The sequence below is a fragment of the Azospirillum sp. Sh1 genome, assembly GCF_008365135.1.
GTDB classification, from domain to species: Bacteria; Pseudomonadota; Alphaproteobacteria; order Azospirillales; family Azospirillaceae; genus Azospirillum; species Azospirillum oryzae.
On record NZ_VTTK01000011.1, the window covers coordinates 40,115 to 57,747 of the forward strand.

The 17,633-nt window shown below is 66.6% G+C and carries 16 protein-coding genes; 12 read left to right on the forward strand and 4 right to left on the reverse strand.

Translation table 11 applies throughout. The annotated features are described in order from the left end of the window. Positions 1-201 precede the first annotated feature (201 nt). Genes FZ029_RS13440 through FZ029_RS13450 form a run of 3 tightly spaced genes read left to right on the forward strand, consistent with a single transcriptional unit; the run spans position 202 to position 2,242 of the window. Positions 202-1,104, forward strand: a complete 903-nt coding sequence (locus FZ029_RS13440; RefSeq protein ID WP_149269687.1) for an NAD(P)-dependent oxidoreductase — start codon at positions 202-204, stop codon at positions 1,102-1,104. Next, entirely contained in the window at positions 1,101-2,060 is a 960-nt protein-coding gene (locus FZ029_RS13445; protein WP_211104151.1) for a D-2-hydroxyacid dehydrogenase, read from the forward strand. The genes FZ029_RS13440 and FZ029_RS13445 overlap by 4 nt, the downstream gene beginning before the upstream one ends. A gap of 41 nt (positions 2,061-2,101) precedes the next feature. Further along, complete coding sequence (locus tag FZ029_RS13450; RefSeq protein ID WP_149269688.1) at positions 2,102-2,242, forward strand: hypothetical protein; 141 nt, start codon at positions 2,102-2,104, stop codon at positions 2,240-2,242. A gap of 176 nt (positions 2,243-2,418) precedes the next feature. On the opposite strand, the gene FZ029_RS13455 is transcribed toward FZ029_RS13450, so the two are convergent. From FZ029_RS13455 to FZ029_RS13470, 4 genes are all read right to left on the reverse strand, one after another. Next, positions 2,419-3,990 carry a GMC family oxidoreductase gene (locus FZ029_RS13455; protein WP_149200938.1) on the reverse strand — a complete coding sequence of 524 codons (1,572 nt, stop codon included), beginning with the start codon at positions 3,988-3,990 and terminating at the stop codon, positions 2,419-2,421. A gap of 81 nt (positions 3,991-4,071) precedes the next feature. Next, entirely contained in the window at positions 4,072-4,626 is a 555-nt protein-coding gene (locus FZ029_RS13460; RefSeq protein ID WP_149269689.1) for a twin-arginine translocation signal domain-containing protein, read from the reverse strand. A 46-nt stretch (positions 4,627-4,672) separates the two neighbouring features. Beyond that, complete coding sequence (locus FZ029_RS13465; protein WP_149269690.1) at positions 4,673-5,068, reverse strand: VOC family protein; 396 nt, start codon at positions 5,066-5,068, stop codon at positions 4,673-4,675. A 33-nt stretch (positions 5,069-5,101) separates the two neighbouring features. Further along, positions 5,102-5,494, reverse strand: coding sequence for a c-type cytochrome (locus FZ029_RS13470; protein WP_149269691.1), 393 nt, complete (start codon positions 5,492-5,494; stop codon positions 5,102-5,104). 664 nt (positions 5,495-6,158) lie between these two features. On the opposite strand from FZ029_RS13470, the gene FZ029_RS13480 reads away from it, so the two are divergent. From FZ029_RS13480 to FZ029_RS13520, 9 genes are all read left to right on the forward strand, one after another. After that, entirely contained in the window at positions 6,159-7,823 is a 1,665-nt protein-coding gene (locus FZ029_RS13480) for an aromatic/alkene/methane monooxygenase hydroxylase/oxygenase subunit alpha (protein ID WP_149200942.1), read from the forward strand. A 304-nt stretch (positions 7,824-8,127) separates the two neighbouring features. Continuing rightward, positions 8,128-9,186, forward strand: coding sequence for a 2Fe-2S iron-sulfur cluster-binding protein (locus FZ029_RS13485; RefSeq protein ID WP_149269693.1), 1,059 nt, complete (start codon positions 8,128-8,130; stop codon positions 9,184-9,186). A gap of 32 nt (positions 9,187-9,218) precedes the next feature. Next, positions 9,219-10,352 carry an aromatic/alkene monooxygenase hydroxylase subunit beta gene (locus FZ029_RS13490; protein ID WP_149269694.1) on the forward strand — a complete coding sequence of 378 codons (1,134 nt, stop codon included), beginning with the start codon at positions 9,219-9,221 and terminating at the stop codon, positions 10,350-10,352. Between the two features lie 34 nt (positions 10,353-10,386). Continuing rightward, a complete protein-coding gene (locus tag FZ029_RS13495) occupies positions 10,387-10,743 on the forward strand; it encodes an MmoB/DmpM family protein (protein ID WP_085086548.1) in 357 nt (118 codons plus the stop codon). 87 nt (positions 10,744-10,830) lie between these two features. Beyond that, positions 10,831-12,468 (forward strand): molecular chaperone GroEL, encoded by a 1,638-nt coding sequence (locus FZ029_RS13500; protein ID WP_149269695.1) that lies wholly within the window; start codon positions 10,831-10,833, stop codon positions 12,466-12,468. A gap of 224 nt (positions 12,469-12,692) precedes the next feature. Further along, positions 12,693-14,762 (forward strand): sigma-54-dependent Fis family transcriptional regulator, encoded by a 2,070-nt coding sequence (locus tag FZ029_RS13505; protein ID WP_149269696.1) that lies wholly within the window; start codon positions 12,693-12,695, stop codon positions 14,760-14,762. 47 nt (positions 14,763-14,809) lie between these two features. Next, on the forward strand, positions 14,810-15,187 hold the full coding sequence (locus FZ029_RS13510; RefSeq protein ID WP_149269697.1) for a ribbon-helix-helix domain-containing protein: 378 nt from the start codon (positions 14,810-14,812) through the stop codon (positions 15,185-15,187). A gap of 207 nt (positions 15,188-15,394) precedes the next feature. After that, positions 15,395-16,288, forward strand: a complete 894-nt coding sequence (locus FZ029_RS13515) for a GntR family transcriptional regulator (RefSeq protein WP_149269698.1) — start codon at positions 15,395-15,397, stop codon at positions 16,286-16,288. A gap of 5 nt (positions 16,289-16,293) precedes the next feature. Beyond that, on the forward strand, positions 16,294-17,538 hold the full coding sequence (locus FZ029_RS13520) for an ABC transporter substrate-binding protein (RefSeq protein ID WP_149269699.1): 1,245 nt from the start codon (positions 16,294-16,296) through the stop codon (positions 17,536-17,538). Positions 17,539-17,633 lie beyond the last annotated feature (95 nt).

Sequence of the window (17,633 nt, forward strand, 5' to 3'; positions counted from 1 at the left end):
AGCAATGACTATCGGCCGTCATCCCCGCGAAGGCGAGGATCCAGAGCTTCCAGTGCAAGCGCTTGTAAAGTCTGGATTCCCGCCTTCGCGGGAATGACGTCCGAAGAAAGCCCGTGATGAGAGATGGCGTTTCCCAGGGAGGTTCCTGGACACTCGCAAACTCTGAGCCGGCGGCACATCAATTCCAAGGATCATGACACGATGACGACAGTCGGTTTCATCGGCCTCGGTTCCATGGGGATGCCCATGGCGCGCAATCTGCTGGCGAAGGGCTTCGCCGTCCAGGGCTTCGATGTGCGGGCCGGGAGTGTCCGGACGCTGGAAGGCGCCGGCGGCAAGGGCGCCTCAAGCGCCGCCGCTGCCGCGGCAGGGGCGGACGCGCTGGTGCTGATGGTGGTCAATGCCGCCCAGGCCGACGCCGCGCTCTTCTCCGACGGCGCGCTGGAGGCTTTGCCGGCCGGCGGCTCGGTGATCCTGATGGCGACCTGCCCGCCGGACGCCGTCGCCGCGCTGGCCGAACGGGTGGAGGTGGCGGGCCGCCGCTTCGTCGATGCGCCGGTTTCCGGCGGGGTGGTGGGGGCGGTGGCGGGAACGCTGTCGATCATGGCCGCCGCCGATGCAACGACCGTGGAACGGGTGCGCCCGATCCTGGCGGCGATGGGCGACAAGGTCTTCCATGTCGGCGAGAAGCCGGGGCAGGGGGCCACGGTCAAGACCGTCAACCAGTTGCTGTGCGGCGTCCACATCGCCGTGGTGGCGGAAGCCTTCGCGCTGGCCGCCAAGGTCGGGGTCGATCTCGACATCCTGCTGCAGATCATGAGCGGGTCGTCGGCGTCGAGCTGGATGCTGAAGGACCGCGGCCCGCGCATGCTGGAGGCGGATCCCGAGATCACCAGCGCGGTGGACATCTTCGTCAAGGATCTGGGGATCGTGCTGGAGGCCGGGCGCGACGCCAAGGCGGCGCTGCCGCTGGCCGCCGTCGCCCACCAAATGTTCCTCGCCACCTCCGGCCGCGGCGAAGGGGCGATGGACGACAGTCAGGTCATCCGCAGCTATCACGCGATGAACGGAACCGCCGGGGGGCGGCCCGACGGGAGGCAATGATGGAGCGCATCGTCTTCCTCGACCATGACACCATGGGGGTGGACATCGCGCTACGCCGTGCCGCCGTGCCGCATGAGTGGACGCAGTATGGCCGCACCGCGCCGGAGCAGATCGTCGAGCGGGCACGCGGGGCGACCGTCCTGATCGTCAACAAGGTGCCGATCAGGGCCGGGACGCTGGAGCAACTGCCCGACCTGCGCTTCGTCGCGGTCGCCGCGACGGGCACCGACAACGTTGACGTCGCAGCCTGCGGCGCGCGTGGAATTGCGGTGTCGAACGTCCGTGCCTATGCCATCCACACGGTGCCGGAGCATGTCTTCGCCCTGATGCTGGCGCTGCGCCGGTCCCTGCCGGCCTACCGGGAATCCGTTGCGGCGGGGGCGTGGCAGGCCGGCGGCCAGTTCACCTTGCTGGACCACCCGATCCGCGACCTGCACGGCTCCACGCTCGGCATCGTCGGACGCGGCGCCATCGGGCAGGCGGTGGCAACCATCGCCCGTGCCTTCGGCATGCGCGTTCTGTTCGCCGGCCGCAAGGGGGAGGCGGCCGGCGGACCGGACCATGTGCCGTTCGACGCGGTGCTGGCCGAAAGCGACGTGCTGACCCTGCATTGCCCACTGACGCCCGCCAGCCGCCATCTGCTGGGCGGGGCGGAGTTCGCCCGCATGGCGCGCCGGCCGTTGGTCATCAACACCTCGCGCGGCGGACTGATCGACGACATGGCGCTGATCGGCGCGCTGGAAGGCGGGCTGATCTCCGGCGCCGCCGTCGACGCCACGGCGGTGGAGCCGCCGCCGGACGACCACCCCTTCCTCCGCCTTGCCGGGCGCCCCGACTTCCTGCTGACCCCGCATATCGGCTGGGCCAGCGTCGAGGCGCGGAGGGCCGTCGCCGAGCAGGTGACCGCCTGCATCGAAGCCTTCGCGGCCGGGCGGCCGATCAATCTGGTGACGTGACGGCGCCGCCCGGCACCATACCGCATTCCCGAAAGGACCACATGATGCCCAGCGTCGATCCGCGCCGGATGGCGAACGCGATTCGCTTTCTGTCCATGGATGCCATCGAACGCGCAGGCGAGGGGCATCCCGGCACCCCGCTCGGCGCCGCCGACATCACGACGGCCCTCTTCACCCCGTAAGGGTCGCCGTCGAGGCGGCGGTGGTCCAGGGGTGGGAGCGTTACATCGGCGAGGATGGCGGCTTGGTCGGCATGACCGGCTTCGGTGCGTCCGGCGCAGTGCCCGACCTCTACCGCCACTTCGGCATCACGCCGGAACGGGTGGCGGAGGAGGCGCGGGCAAGGCTTTGGCGGTCCTCAGATCTCACGCTTGCCCATCTGGTCGGCGATGTAGTCGGCCTGCCGGATCGCCAGCGCGACGATGGTCAGGGTCGGGTTCTCGGATCCGCCGCTGGTGAACTGGCTGCCGTCGGACACGAACAGGTTCTTGACGTCGTGCGCCTGCCCCCATTTGTTGACGACGCCGTCGCGGGCGTTGGCGCTCATGCGGTTGGTGCCGAGATTGTGGGTGGAGGGGTAGGGCGGGGTGTGGATGGTCCGCACCGCCCCCACCGCGTCATAAACCGCCGACCCGCGGCCATAGGCGTGGGTGCGCATGGCGATGTCGTTGGGGTGATCGTCGAAATTGACGTTGGGGATGGGCAGGCCGAACTTGTCCTTCTCGGACGCGTGCAGGGTGACGCGGTTGGTCTCGCGCGGCATGTCCTCTCCCACCAGCCACATGCCGGCCATATGGTCGTAGGCATCCAGTGCCGAACTGAAATCGCGGCCCCAGGCTCCGGGATCGAGGAAGGCCGCCATGAAGGGCACGCCGAGCGACAGCGTTTCCATCTCGTAGCCGCCGACGAAGCCGCGGCGCGGGTCGAAGCGGGATTCGTCGCGGATGATGCCTGCCATGGTGGTGCCCCGATACATGTGCACCGGCCGGTCGAACAGCGCATAGACCGAGCCGGTCATGTGCCGCATGTAGTTGCGCCCGACCTGACCGGACGAGTTCGCCAGCCCGTCCGGGAACATCGTCGATGCCGAGTTCAGCAGCAGGCGCGGGCTTTCGATCGAGTTGCCGGCGACCGCGACGATGCGGGCCTTCTGCCGGTGGATGGCGCCGGTGCTGTCGGCATAGAGCACGGCGTTGACCTTGCCCTTCGCGTCATGCTCGATCTTCAGCACCTGGGCGTCCGGCCGGACCTCCAGATTGCCGGTGGCCTCGCCCTTGGGGATCTCGGTGTAGAGGGTGGACCATTTCGCGCCCGATTTGCAGCCCTGGAAACAGAAGCCGATCTGCTGGCAGGAGCCGCGGCCGTCGCGCGGCTTGCTGTTGATCGACATGTTGCCGGTGTGGAATTCGGCATAGCCCAGCTTCTTGGCGCCGGCCGCCAGCACCTTGTAATTGTTGTTGCCGGGCAGGCGCGGGATGCCGTTGGTGCCGGTCGTCCCCATCTTGAACTCGGCCTTGTCGTAATAGGGCTCCATCTCCGCCAGCGTCACCGGCCAGTCGAGCAGGTTGGCGCCCTCCACCTCGCCGTAGGTCGTGCGCGCCTTGAACTCATGCTCCTGAAAGCGGAGCGAGGCGCCGGCCCAGTGCACGGTGGAGCCGCCGACCGCCTTGACGATCCAGGCCGGCAGGTTGGGGAAGTCCTTCGCCACCCGCCATGTGCCGGACGTGGTGCGCTTGTCCAGCCAGGAAATCTGCGAAAAGCTCTTCCATTCGTCATTCACGAAATCCTGGATTTCGTGACGCTTGCCGGCTTCCAGGCAGACGACCTTGATGCCCTTCTGGGCCAGTTCGTTCGACAGGGTGCCGCCGCCGGCTCCCGATCCGATCACCACCACGACGCTGTCGTCGTCCATTGCGAATTTCGCAACCATGTCTCGGTCCTCCCCCATTTTTCGGGCATTCAGTGGACGTTCATTCAGGCCGGCCGCCGGCCCCGTCAGGCATCCTCGCCGTCAGGCGTCCTTGATCCAGTCGATGTCGTCGAAGCCGCGGTGGATGTAGCCGCCATATTCGGCCGAGGCCCCTTCGTAGCCGAGCTTCGCCCACACCTCCGGCTGGTTGTAGAGAGCGACCACCATGTCGCCGCGGACCTTGGCGAAGAACGGCGTGGTTTCGATGGATTTCAGCACCGCCACGCGGTCCTTTTCCGCCTTGATGGCGGCGTATGGCGTGCCGTGCAGCTTGCGCGCCGCGGCGTCGAGGGCAACCGCGCCTTCATTGAGCTGGCCGGCCAAGGTTGCGTCCTTGGCCGCCGCTTGGTCCATCGAGGCCAGCGCCGTCTCGTAATAGGCGTCGCTCAGCCGGTCGTGCGGATAGAGGTCGCGCACCATCACCAGCAGGGTCTTGGCGGCGTCGGGCTTGACGGCGGTCAGTGCCTCGGCCCAGGCCGGTGTCGCTCCGATCGACACTATGCCGCCGGAAACCGCGCCGGCCGCCGCCATCGACGCGGCGGAGGTCTTCAGAAAGTTGCGCCGGTTGAGCCGTATCCGTTTGTCGAGAACGCGCATGATCGACGTCTCCTTCCCTTGGTTCGGTTGTTCTTGATGTCCGGATTCAGCGGTAGCGGCCGTGGCGTTGCAGGACCTCGGTCTTGTAGCCGTCCGGATCGGTGATGAAGAAAAAGCGGGCCAACAGGGTGCCTCCGGGGGCGAATTCCTTCACCAGCGTCACCGGGAAGCCCAGCGCGGACATCCGGGCGTGTTCGCCGTCCAGATCGTCCACCGCCACCGCCATGTGGCCGTAGCCGTCGCCGTGGGTGTACGGCGCGGTGCGGTCGTGGTTGACCGTCAGCTCCAGTTCCATGTCGTTTTCGGCATTGCGCAGGTAGATCAGCGTGAAGCCGTCGAACGCCAGCCGCTCGGCCGGTTCGAGTCCGAATGCCTTGGCGTAGAAGTCCAGCGACCGCTGTTCGTCGAGGACGCGCACCATCATGTGGATGATCTTGGCCATGATGTTTCTCGCGAAGTCTTTGGTGGGGCGGCACTAACCTTTGGCCTTGGTCTCCAGGAACTGGACGATGCTCTTGCGGATGGCTTCGTCGTCCTGGTGGTAGTTCATGTAGCTGCCGGGAACGAACTGGTTGGAGTTCGCCAGCCAGCGTTCCAGATGGCCGGCGTCCCAGGCGAAGCCGGCACCGCGCAGCGCATCCGAATATTCGAAGCCGTCGGCCGTGCCGGCCTTGCGACCGATGACGCCGAAGAGCGGCGGTCCGGCGCGCGGCCCGTCGTCCTTCTTCACCGAATGACAGGTTCCGCATTGCTGCCGGAACAGCGTCTCGCCATCCGCCGCCGCGGATTTCCGCGTGAAGGGCGAGAAGGGTATGGACAGAAGGAGCAGCAACATCACCCAGCGGTGCGGCGACATCCTCGCGTGCATCGCATGCCTCATCGTTTGAAAATCCTCCCGAAGCGGGGCGCCGGCACTTCGGGCCAGCCGGAGCGGCGCCGTCGATGGGGTAGAGCAAGGGGCATGCCACGCCGCGAATGGCCGCGCCGTACCGGGCCAGGGCGGGGTGCTCACATCAGGAAATTGGAGCCTACATAAGGAAGCACGTCATTCCCGCGAAGGCGGGAATCCAGCCGTTTCAGCCATTTCCCACAGGAGTTTCCTGGATCCCCGCCTTCGCGGGGATGACGGGAAGCCCTTCCTGGGAATTTGGATTTCTAAAACGATTGCCACGCCAGTCTCGCCGATGCCGGCCGTCCCATCTGTTTCATTCTGGGACAACGCAGTGCGACAAATTGTCCCGTAATGAGACAGTGCGCGATGCCAACCATCATTAAAATCGGCGATCCCTGGCGGCTCGCGCTTCTGGCACGCCGGTTGCTTTATGGGGGTGGCGATGCGGCTGCCCCGGTTCGGTGGCCGCAAGCGGCCTGAGGCTGCGCACCACATCGTCGCGCCGCCACCGTCGTGCCGTTGCCCATCCCGCCCTTCAGACTGCCGGTGTCCCGTCATCCGGCATGCGCGGCCGACGCGGTCCTTCAGGCCCGATCCACAACATCGCATCAACATCATCAAAATCATGGGGAGAGACGACATGCCGGATGGATTGACGCTGAACAAGATCACCAGCCAGAAAGGCATCGGCATCACCGAGGCTGCGCGCCGCGTCGCCGATCTCGGCTGGACGCCGTCCTACGTCAAGGAGGCGATGGCCTTTCCGACCGACTACAAGATCTCCAAGGCGCCGCGCGACCCGATGAAGCAGGTCCTGCGTTCCTACTTCCCGATGCAGGAGGAGAAGGACAACCGCGTCTACGGCGCCCTGGACGCCGCTCTGCGCGGCGACATGTTCCGCAATGTGGAGCCGCGCTGGATCGAGTGGATGAAGCTGTTCCTGGCAATCATCCCCTTCCCGGAGATCTCGGCGGCGCGGTCGATGGCGACGCTTGGCCAACTGGCGCCGGGCGACGACCTGCGCACCGGCTTCACCATGCAGATGATCGACGAGTTCCGCCACTCGACGATCCAGATGAACCTCAAGAAATGGTACATGGAGAACTACATCGACCCGGCCGGGTTCGACATCACCGAGAAGGCGTTCGGCAAATGCTACGCCACCACCATCGGCCGGCAGTTCGGTGAGGCCTTCCTGACCGGCGACGCCATCACCGCGTCGAACATCTATCTGCAGGTCGTGGCTGAGACCGCCTTCACCAACACGCTGTTCGTCGCCATGCCGTCGGAAGCGGCGCGCAACGGCGACTATGCCCTGCCCACCGTCTTCCTGTCGGTGCAGAGCGACGAATCCCGCCACATCGGCAACGGCCATTCCATGCTGATGTCGGTGCTGAAGGAGCCGGACAACCATCTGCTGCTGGAACGCGACATCCGCTATTCCTTCTGGCAGAACCACATGATCGTCGACGCCGCCATCGGCACGATCATCGAATACGGCACCAAGAATCGCGACAAGAACAAGGAATCCTACGCCGAGCTGTGGCACCGCTGGATCTTCGAGGATTACTACCGCACCTATATGCTGCCGCTGGAGAAGTACGGCATCAAGATCCACCACGACGATGTTCACGAAGCCTTCGACAGCATCGTCAAGAAGAACTACGTCCACAAGATCGCGCAGTTCTTCTCCGCCGGCTGGTGGGCCAATTTCTGGCGCATCGAGGCGATGACCGAACGCGACTTCGAATGGTTCGAAAGCAAGTATCCGGGCTGGTACGACGAGTTCGGCGTCTGGTGGGAAAATTACGCCAAGCTCAGCAAGCCCGGCAGCGTGCCGATCACCTTCGCCGACACCGGCTATGTCTATCCGCACCGCTGCTGGTCGAGCCTGGTGCCCTGCGTCATCCGCGAGGATTTCCAGATCGACGAGGTGGACGGCGAGCTTTACACCTACGCCTCCGAGGTCGACCGCTGGACCCACAAGGAGGCATTCGCCGCCGAATACCAGGGCCGTCCGACCCCGGCGATGGGCCGCTTCTCCGGCCGGCGCCAGTGGGAGGAGGTCTATGACGGCTGGGACCTCGCCGACGCCATCCAGGACATGGGCTTCGTCCGTCCCGACGGGAAGACTCTGGTCGCCCAGCCACACCTTTCCTTCGAGGAGAAGGACATGTGGACGCTGGACCATGTGCGCGGCCACACCATCCGCAGCCCGCTGCTGGCGCTCCGCGAGATGACGCCGCAACAGCGTCAGGCGCATGTCGAGGAATACCGCAAGGGCTTCAAGATCCGCCGGGTCTGATCCCCGCCCATTCACTCGGGCCCGTCCCCCTTTCCGCCTCACATGATGCACACATCTCCAAGCATTGGTAAGTATCTGGAATAAAAGGAACTCTGCGTCATCCCCGCGAAGGCGGGGATCCAGAGAACGCCTCGGATAAGCCGCTGAACCGGCTGGATTCCCGCCTTCGCGGGAATGACTGCCAAGGAAGCTGTTTCATTCCAGAAAGTTACACAAAGCGGCGTTGTATGCATCCCGTGGCCTTTCCCAACCGGAGAGGGGGAACGGGAGCCCCTGCGGACATCACCGCGGAGATCGAAAGACCATGACCGCACAAGCGCTGCACAACAGCCCGGCCGTCCACACGGTGCGGCTGGAGCCGGTCGGCATCGAAATGGAGGTCGCGGAAGGGGAAACCATCCTCGATGCGGCCTTCCGCCAGGGCGTCTCGCTGATGCATGGCTGCAAGGAGGGGCAATGCTCCGCCTGCAAATGCCTGCTGATCGACGGCGACGTGGAGATGCTGAAATACTCCACCTTCGCGCTCTCCGATCCGGAGCGCGACAGCAACCACATCCTGCTCTGCCGGTCGCTGGCCTACAGCGACGTGGCGGTGGAACTGCTGAATTACGACGAGGATCTGCTGTCCCGCTCCATCCCGGTGAAGGACTTCGATGCGCGGCTGGCGGCGGTGGAGCCGCTGACCCACGACATCGTCGCCATCGCGCTGGACCTCGACCAGCCGATGAAGTTCTGGGCCGGGCAATATGCCGACATCACGCTGCCCAGCATCGGCCTCACCCGCTCCTTCTCGATGGGAAATCCGCCGGCGGACGGCAGCCGGCTGGAGTTCATCATCAAGAAATACCCGGATGGCACCTTTTCCCGCCAGCTGGACGGCGGCCTGTCGGTCGGCGACCGGGTGAGTGTCCGCGGTCCCTACGGCACCTGTTTCCGCCGCGAGGGGCGGGACGGGCCGATGATCCTGGTCGGCGGCGGATCGGGCATGGCGCCGCTGCTGTCGATCCTGCGCGATCAGGCCGCCAGCGGCGAGACGCGGCCGGTGCGCTTTTTCTACGGCGCCCGCAGCCGACGGGACCTGTTCCACCTCGATCTGTTCGAGGAGTTCGCCCGCAGCCTGCCGGACTTCGCCTTCATCCCCGCCCTGTCGCATGCCGAAGAGGGCGACGGCTGGACCGGCGAGACCGGCTTCATCCACGAGGTGCTGCGCCGGCACCTGTCAGACATGGCGGAGGTGGAGGAGGCCGACGTCTTCTCCTGCGGGCCGCCGCCGATGATCGACGCGGTGCTGCCGGTCCTGCAGATGGCCGGCATCGATTCCGCGCGCGTCTATTTCGACAAATTCACCCCCGCCACCCGCTGAGCCGGGATTTTGCAAATACGGGAGGAAAGACGATGACCATGCAGGAAACCGAAACCACATCCGCTGCCGCCGGAGCCAAGGTATTTCCGGGCTCCGACAGCCGCCGCTACAACTACTTCGAACCGAAGGGCCGCAAAGCGACCCATTACGAGGACGTGACCGTCGACGTCCAGCCCGATCCGGAGCGCTATCTGCTCCAGAACTGGATCATCTCCTTCGGCGACGGCACGCCCACATATTCCAAGGACTGGACCGCGCTGAAATGCACGGACTGGCACGGCTTCCGCGCGCCTGACCAGGAATGGGAACGCACCCATTACCAGCGCCAGTCCACCATCGTCGGCATGATCCAGAACGTGGTGGAGAACGCGCGCCGCGCCGGTGCGCCCCAGCGCTTCGACAAGGCCTGGGTCGCCGTGCTCCAGAACCACGTCGGCGCCTTCAAGCATGCCGAATATGGGCTGGGCACCGCGCTGATGCGGGCGCAGCGCTACGGCTATACCCAGATGGTCAACAACGCCATCCTGACCAACGCCTCCTACAAGCTGCGCTTCGCCCAGGACCTGACGCTCTATCTGGCGGAGGTCGGCAGCGATATCGGCGGCTTCGATCTGGACGCCGGCAAGGCGCACTGGCTGGACGACCCGATCTGGCAGCCCTGCCGCGAAGCGGTGGAGCATATCCGCGCCGCGACCGACTTCCTTGAGCAGTATTTCGCCGTCAACCTCGTCTTCGAGCCGCTGGTGGGCGAGTTGTTCCGCAGCGGCTTCGTCATGCAGGTGGCGGCGGCGCAGAACGACTTCTCCACCCCGTCTGTCATCTCGGCGGCCGAGGCCGATTATGAACGGAACCTTGCCAACGCGGTGGAGCTGTTCGCCCTGCTGCTGCGCGACCCGGCGCATGGCGAGGACAATCGCACCATGCTGCAGAGCTGGTTCTCTCATCACGGCGGGCTGGCGGTGAAGGCGGCGTTGCAGCTTCAGCCGCTGTGGTCGCTGCCGCGGGTCAAGGCGGCGAGCTTCACGGATGCCTTCGAGCGGGCGCGCAACCGCGTCGCCGCCATCGGGCGCGAGATCGGCATCGACGCCGACCTGCCGGCCCTGCCGCCGGTCGAGGTCGGGCAGCCGGCCACCGCGGCCGCAGTCACTGACGCTGCCGCCGAGTGATCCTTCCCGCATCTCCGCCAAGAGGACGAAAACCATGAGCGTCACCACCGTGCAGCAGCTTTTCAAGCCGCTGAAGGACATCACCCAGGACGGCACCATCTCCCACCAGTGCGGCGTGACGATGAACGACAGCGTCGAGGCGCGCTGCATCGCCGAGGTGATGGAGAGCAAGCCCGGCATCACCGTCACCTATCTGCCGGCGATGATCCGCATCGACGGCGAGGGCAAGATCGAGTTCAAGATGAGCGAGATCGGCGAGGCCCTCGGCCGCGAGATGACCCCGCACATCTTCGAGATCTCCACCTCCACCCATTATGGCCGCATGGTCATGATCGACGAGGACACGGTCGTCCTCTTCGGCAACATGGATGACGCGCTGGCTTACGAGTGACCTCGGGAAGGCGGGGTCCGCATCAGGTCCAGCGGGCTCCGCCTCTTTTTCAAATCCGCAAAGTCAAGAATGGGAGGGACAGACGCCATGCCGAAGATGATGCTGCACCGTGCCGAGGCGCGGGCCGCGCTTGCCCGTGGGGTGGGCAAGCTGGCGCTGGCGGTGCGCGGCACGCTGGGGCCGAAGGGGACGAACGCGATCATCGACCGCCCCATCGGCACGCCGATGATCTCCCGCGACGGCGTCAGCATCGCCGCCGAGATCGAGTTGCCCTGCCGCTTCGAGAATATGGGCGCCCAGGTGGTGCGCGAGGTATCCAAGCAGACCAACGACGTGGCCGGCGACGGCACCACGACCGCAACCGTGCTGGCCGACGCGCTGATCCAGGACGGCGTTTCCGTGCTCGCCGATGGCCATGGCTCGGTCGAACTGGTGGAGGGGATGGAGCGCGCTTGCGGCTTCGTCGTAGACCACCTCCGCGGCATGGCCCGGCCGCTGGAGCGCGATGCGCAGCTGGAGCAGGTGGCGACCGTCGCCGCGACCGATCCGGTGCTGGGCCGGCTGGTTGCGGATGCGCTGCGCCGGGTCGGGCCGGAGGGCGTGATCGACATCGAATACGGCCAGCCGGGCGCACCGACCGCGCTGCATGTGCTGGAGGGCATGGTGCTGGACCGCGGCTTCCTGTCCCATCACATGGCGACCGAGCCGACCGGCCAGACCGCCGTGCTGGAACGGCCCCGCATCCTGATGACCGACCACAAGATCGCCGATCCGGAACCGATCCTGCGCCTGATCGACCGCCTTGGAGACAAGCGTCCGCTGCTGGTGGTCGCCGACAGTGTCGCGCCGGAGGTGGTGGCGGCGCTGATGGCGTTGCGCCGCGACGGACGGGCGACGGTCGTGGCGATCAATCCGCCGGAGTTCGGCCATTGGCGTCAGGCGATGATGGAGGACATCGCGATCCTGACCGGCGGGCGCGTTATCGCCCGCGACCTCGGCGGGCGGCTCGACAGCGTAACGGCGGAGGATCTGGGGGGCGCCGACCGCATCGAGGTGTCCGCCGGCCGCACCACCCTCCTGCGCGGCCATGGCGATCCGGACGCGCTGGCCGCCCGCCGTGCCCTGGTGCAGCGCCAGTGGGAGGAGGCGCCGCCCAACATCGAGCGGGACAAGCTGTCCCAGCGGCTGGCGAAGCTGACGCACGGCACCGCGCTGATCGAGGTCGGCGGCGCCACGCCGGTGGAACAGAAACGCACCGCCCAGCTTCTGGAGGATTCACTCGCCGCCGCCCGCGCGGCTCTGGCGGAGGGGGTGGTGCCGGGCGGCGGCACCGCGCTGGCCCGCGTCGCCCCGCTGCTCGACCGGTTGGCCGCGGATGTGGGGGAAGGCGAGCGTGCGGGGGTAAAGCTGGTGCAGCGGGCGATGCTGCAGCCAGTGATCTGCATCGCGGAGAATGGCGGGCTAGACGGGGCCGGCGTCGCCGCCCGGATCGCCGAGCTTCCCGAAGGGGCCGGCTTCGACGCCCGCACCGGCCGGTTCGGCGACCTGTTCGCCGCCGGGATCATCGATCCGGTCAAGGTCACCACGCTGGCATTGCTGAACGCGGTGTCGGTCGCCAAGCTGATCCTGACCACCCACACCCTGGTCGCCGACATCCCCGACGACGTCGACCCCACCGCCGGCCCGGCCCGCGGCGGCGGGATGGAGCGGTACGGGCGCAGCTGACCCCCGCCTTGCCGTGACGGTTGACCTCCACCTTCGGGGAAAAACACAGGAAAAAGGCCATAGAGTATTCCGCTACTACCGCTCCCGCTTCAGTCCGGCTTATAATTTCCTATACAAACAATCGTGTGTGCGGAGTAATTCGGGGCGAGTCTCCGCACCCCCGTTCAAGGACAATCGGCGCCACGGGAAATCTCCGAAAGACGCCGGGATGCAGGGAGGGGACTGTGTTGGCCAACGAACAGGTCGGTATCGGCCGTCTGGCCGTTGCTTCGTCCGGTCCGGCGTTCCATGCGCTGGTGGACGGCGAAACGGCAACGATGAAGGCGTGGGAGGATTTCGTTTCGGGCTCGCGGCGGGAAAATCTGCCGGTGCGCGACGTGGTCATCCGATCCTGGGCGCGCTGCCAGAGCTTCCTGGTCGATGCGCGGGCGGATGCCGCACCCGTTGTCGGCACCGACCTTATCGAGGCGCTGCGACGCGACAACCGCGATCTGCTGCAGGCCGCCGCCACGACCCTGGCGGAGGCGGCGAACCTGCTGGCCGGGACGCGGACGGTGATGCTGATCACCGATGCCAACGGCGTGGTGCTGGAGGCCGCCGGCGACCGCGCCACGATGAATGCGGCCCGCGACATCAGCCTCGCCTGCGGCGGCCAGTGGGGCGAAACCTGCGCCGGCACCAACGGCATCGGCACTGCACTGGCCTCCAAGCAGCCGGTGCTGGTCCAGTCGGCGGAGCATTACTGCGCCGGCATCAAGGGGTGGAGCTGTGCCGGCGCGCCGATCCACGACCCGGTCGACGGATCGGTCGTCGGGCTGCTCGACATCTCCGGCCTGAAACAGAGCTTCAGCGGGCAGGCGCTGGCGCTGGCCGTGGTCGCCGCCCGACAGGTGGAATGGAACCTCGCCCGCCAGACTGAGGCGGAGCATGTCCGGCTTCTGGAGGCCTGCCTGGAAGATAGCCAGAAATATGCCGGCGAGGGGTTGATCGCGCTGGATGCGCGTGGGCGTCTTCTCTTCGCCAGCCGCAAGGCGGCGCATCTGCTGAAGGCGAGCCTCGGATCGGAACTGCCGCCGCTGAACCGGGGGACGAAGCTGCCCCTTGTCGGATTGGAGGGCGGCACCGGCGGCCGGCTGCCGGTGCCGTCCGACTGGGTCCGTCCGCTGATGCTGGATGGGGAGCGGCGTGGAACGCTGCTGGTCATTCCCGGTTCGGCGTCGTCCCGCCCCTCCGCCGGGCGCCGGGCGGTGCCGGACGAGTCCGACCACAGCCGCTGCCGCTTCGCCGACATCGTCGGGGCCAGCGACAGCCTGCGTGCCGTGATCGGTCAGGGGGAGCGTCTGGCGCCGCTGCAGGTCCCCATCCTGATCGAGGGCGAGACCGGCGTCGGCAAGGAGTTGTTCGCGCGCGCCATCCACGGCCACAGCGCGGTGGCCGGCGGCCCCTTCGTGCCGTTCAATTGCGGTGCGGTGTCGCGCGAGATGCTGGGCAGCGAGCTGTTCGGCTATGTGCGCGGCGCCTTCACCGGTGCGGCGGCGGAGGGGCGGATCGGCCGTTTCGAACTGGCGGACGGCGGCACGCTGTGCCTGGACGAGATCGGCGAACTGCCGCTCGACCTTCAGCCCTATCTGCTGCGGGTGCTGGAGGAGGGGGTCCTGTACCGCATCGGCGACAACGTCCCGCGCCGGGTGTCGGTGCGGCTGCTCGCCATGACCAACCGGAACCTGCGGCAGGAGGTCGCCGCCGGCCGCTTCCGCCGCGACCTGTACCACCGCCTTGCCGTGACGGCCCTGCGGGTGCCGCCCTTGCGGGAACGGCATGGCGACGTCCCGCGCCTGATCTCCCACTTCAACAACCTGCTGGCGGAACGGCATGGCCGCGCGCCGGTCCGCTTCTCCGCGGCATCGCTGGATCTGCTGCAACGTTACGACTGGCCGGGCAATGTCCGGGAATTGCGGAACGTGATCGAACGTGCGGTCCTGCTGTCCACCGGTGGAACCGTCGATGTCCATGATCTTCCGGACGAACTGCGCGACGCCTGCGGCGGTCTGGAGACCGGCGGCTGGCCCTCGCCCTATCCGGCGGTTGCGGGGCCGGCCATGCCGATCTCTGCACCGGCCGGTCCGGTCCCGATGTCGCTTACGGTCACCGAGCAGCGAACGATCGAGGATGTGATTGCCGCCACCGGCGGGAACCTGTCGGATGCCGCGGCGGTGCTGGGGATTTCGCGCAGCACCCTGTATCGCAAAATGAGCCAGCACGGCATCCAACGTGGCGCGGTTCGCAGGGGATAAGCCGGGTTCGATGTGGGACAGGTCCATCGTGGGAGGAGCATCGGCGCATGTGCCAGATCTTTGTCAACACCGACCCGATCCTGTACGAGGCCCGGTCGCGTTCGGTCCGCATCCATGGAATGGTGACCAGCATCCGGCTGGAGAACCTGTTCTGGAATGTCCTGGCCGGCATCGCCGCCGAACAGGGGACCACCACCAACCGCCTGATCGTCACCCTCTATGACGAGGTCGTGGAGGTCCATGGCAGCGTCCAGAACCTGGCCTCCTTCCTGCGGGTCAGCTGCGTGCGCTATCTGACGCTGACGCCCGCAGCGTCGGCGCGCGGAATCGCCGGGGGGATGAGCACTTCCGACTCCGCACCGGGCGGCGATGGGGCATCCGTCGTCGCCTTCCCTGCGGACCGCCAATTCTCCGCCAAATCGTGACGGTGGCGCAGTCCGAATCCTGACCGTCGGACCGCGCCGACCAACGAAACCGAAGCCCGCCCGCTCCCGATTGAATACTTCGGGGGCGGGCCGCAACCGTTGGTGCCCCCAACATCGCTGTTGACCAAAGCTGTATTATCCATCATACAGGTTCCTGTCTGGTGAATGGACAGCCAACGGTTTCCGGTGAAGGGGAGGCGGAGTGCTGTGAAGTCGGCGGTCGAACCTCTGAAGGCGCGCAGAATCTATCTGCTGCTGCGTGATCGCATCGTCGCCGGCGAGCTGCCGCCGGGCGGGCGGCTGCCGGGCGAACCGGCGCTGGCGACCGAACATGCGGTGTCGCGGGTCACCGTGCGCCGTGCGCTCGACCTTCTGGAAAAGGAAGGGCTGGTGCAGCGCAAGGCCGGCTCCGGCACCTTCGTGCATGACACGCGCGCCGTCCGGCCGATCGTCGCCGATCTGTCGAACGTGCTGTCGCACCTGATCGACATGGGCCGCAGCACCGACGTGAAGTTGCTGTCCTTCGGTTACGGCATCCCGCCTGAGTCCATTGCCGAAAGCCTGGGTCTCAAGCCCGGCGAACGGGTCCAGCGCTCGGTGCGTGTGCGCCTGATCGATGGGGAGCCGTTTTCCTACCTGACCACCCATGTTCCGGAATGGATCGGCCTGACCTACTCGGAGGCGGAACTGGCGGCGCGTCCGCTGCTGGAACTGATCGAGCGGTCCGGCGTGACGACGGAGCGCGCCACCCAGGCGATCAACGCCACGCTCGCCGGCCCCGAAGCGGCAGCGGCGCTTGATCTGGAGATCGGATCGCCGCTGCTGACCCTGACCCGCATCGTCTACGAACCGTCGGGGCGGGGCGTAGAGCATCTGCATGCGCTGTACCGGCCCGATCGCTACAGCTTCCACATGGATTTGGTGCGTACCGGCAACGACGGCGAACGGCGCTGGAGCCCCGCCCTGGGCTGGCCGCGCACCACCGAGAAGGCCGAGCGCAAGAAGGCCGACAAGAGCAAGGCCGACAAAAGCAAGACCGACAAAAGCAAGCTGGGCGAAAAGCCCACCCGCAGCACGCGGGCAATCAAACAGAGGAGTTGAGCGTTATGGGACGTTCGGTTCAGGACTCCGCCCTCTCCGGGATTTCCCGTCGTACGGTGCTGAAGGCCAGCGCCGCGGCCGCCGCATTCGTCACCGCACCGGTGGCCGCCCCGTCGATCCTACGGGCGCAGACCCCGGCGGTGAAGATCGGCATCCTCCAGCCGGTGACCGGCGCGCTCGCCCATGACGGCGACCTTGGCCGGCTGGGCGCGGAGATCGCGATCAACGAGATCAACGCGGCCGGCGGCATCAAGTCATTGGGCGGCGCCAAGCTTGAGATGGTGTTCGGCGATGCCCGCTCCATGCCCGAAGCCGGCACGCAGGAGGTGGAGCGCATGCAGGCCGACGGCGTCGTCGCCATCGTCGGCGGCTTCGCCAGCCCGATCTGCCTTGCGGCGTCGCAGGCGGCGGCGCGCTATGACCTGCCCTATCTGGTGGATGTCGGCGTGTCGGATCAGATCATGTCGCGCGGCCTGACCAACACCTTCCGCTTCAGCCCCGGCTTCGGCAAGGTGACGCAGGTGGCGCTCGACAACCTGACCGCCATCAACGACAAGGCGGGCAAGCCGGCGAAGACCGTCGTGCTGGTGCATGAGGATGGGCTGTTCGGCTCCGGCCTCGCCAAGCTGCTGCAGGCCGAGTTGCCCAAGCGCGGTTTCGAGGTTCTGGAGACCATCGCCCATCCGACACCGGCGCGCGACATGTCCAACGTGGCGCTGCGCATCCGCTCGCTGAACCCCGATCTGGTCATTCCGTCCAACTACTATGGCGAGTTTGTGCTGCTCGCCCGCACCATGCAGCAGCAGCGCATCAAGCCGAAGGGCGTTTATGCGATCCTGGGCGGGGCCGCGTCGAACGGGCGCTTCGTCAAGGAGTTCCCGCAGGCCGCCCAGAACGTCATCGATTGCAACCACTGGCACGATCCGAAGAATCCGAAGGCACTGGCCCTGCGCAAGACGGTGGAAGGGCAGGGCAAGTCCTTCGCCTACAATGTCTCGCTGAACTATTCGAACGTTCTGCTGCTGGCCGATGCCATCGAGCGTGCCGCCTCCACCGACCGCAAGAAGATCATCGAGGCGCTGAACGCCTCCCGCTTCGCCGGCCACATCATGCCCTATGGCCCGACCAAGTTCGTCAACGGCCAGAACGAGGGCGCCACCCCGATCAACACCCAGATCCAGGGTGAGGACATCAAAGTGATCTATCCGGAGGCATTCGCCGAGGCGAAGGCCAACTTCCCGGCGGCCTGATCGTTTTTTTTCGCCGTCGCACCTCCGCATTCCCCCCACCCGCCCGCGACGCCGCAATCCGGCACATCGCGGAGCGGGTGAGGGGATCATTCCCC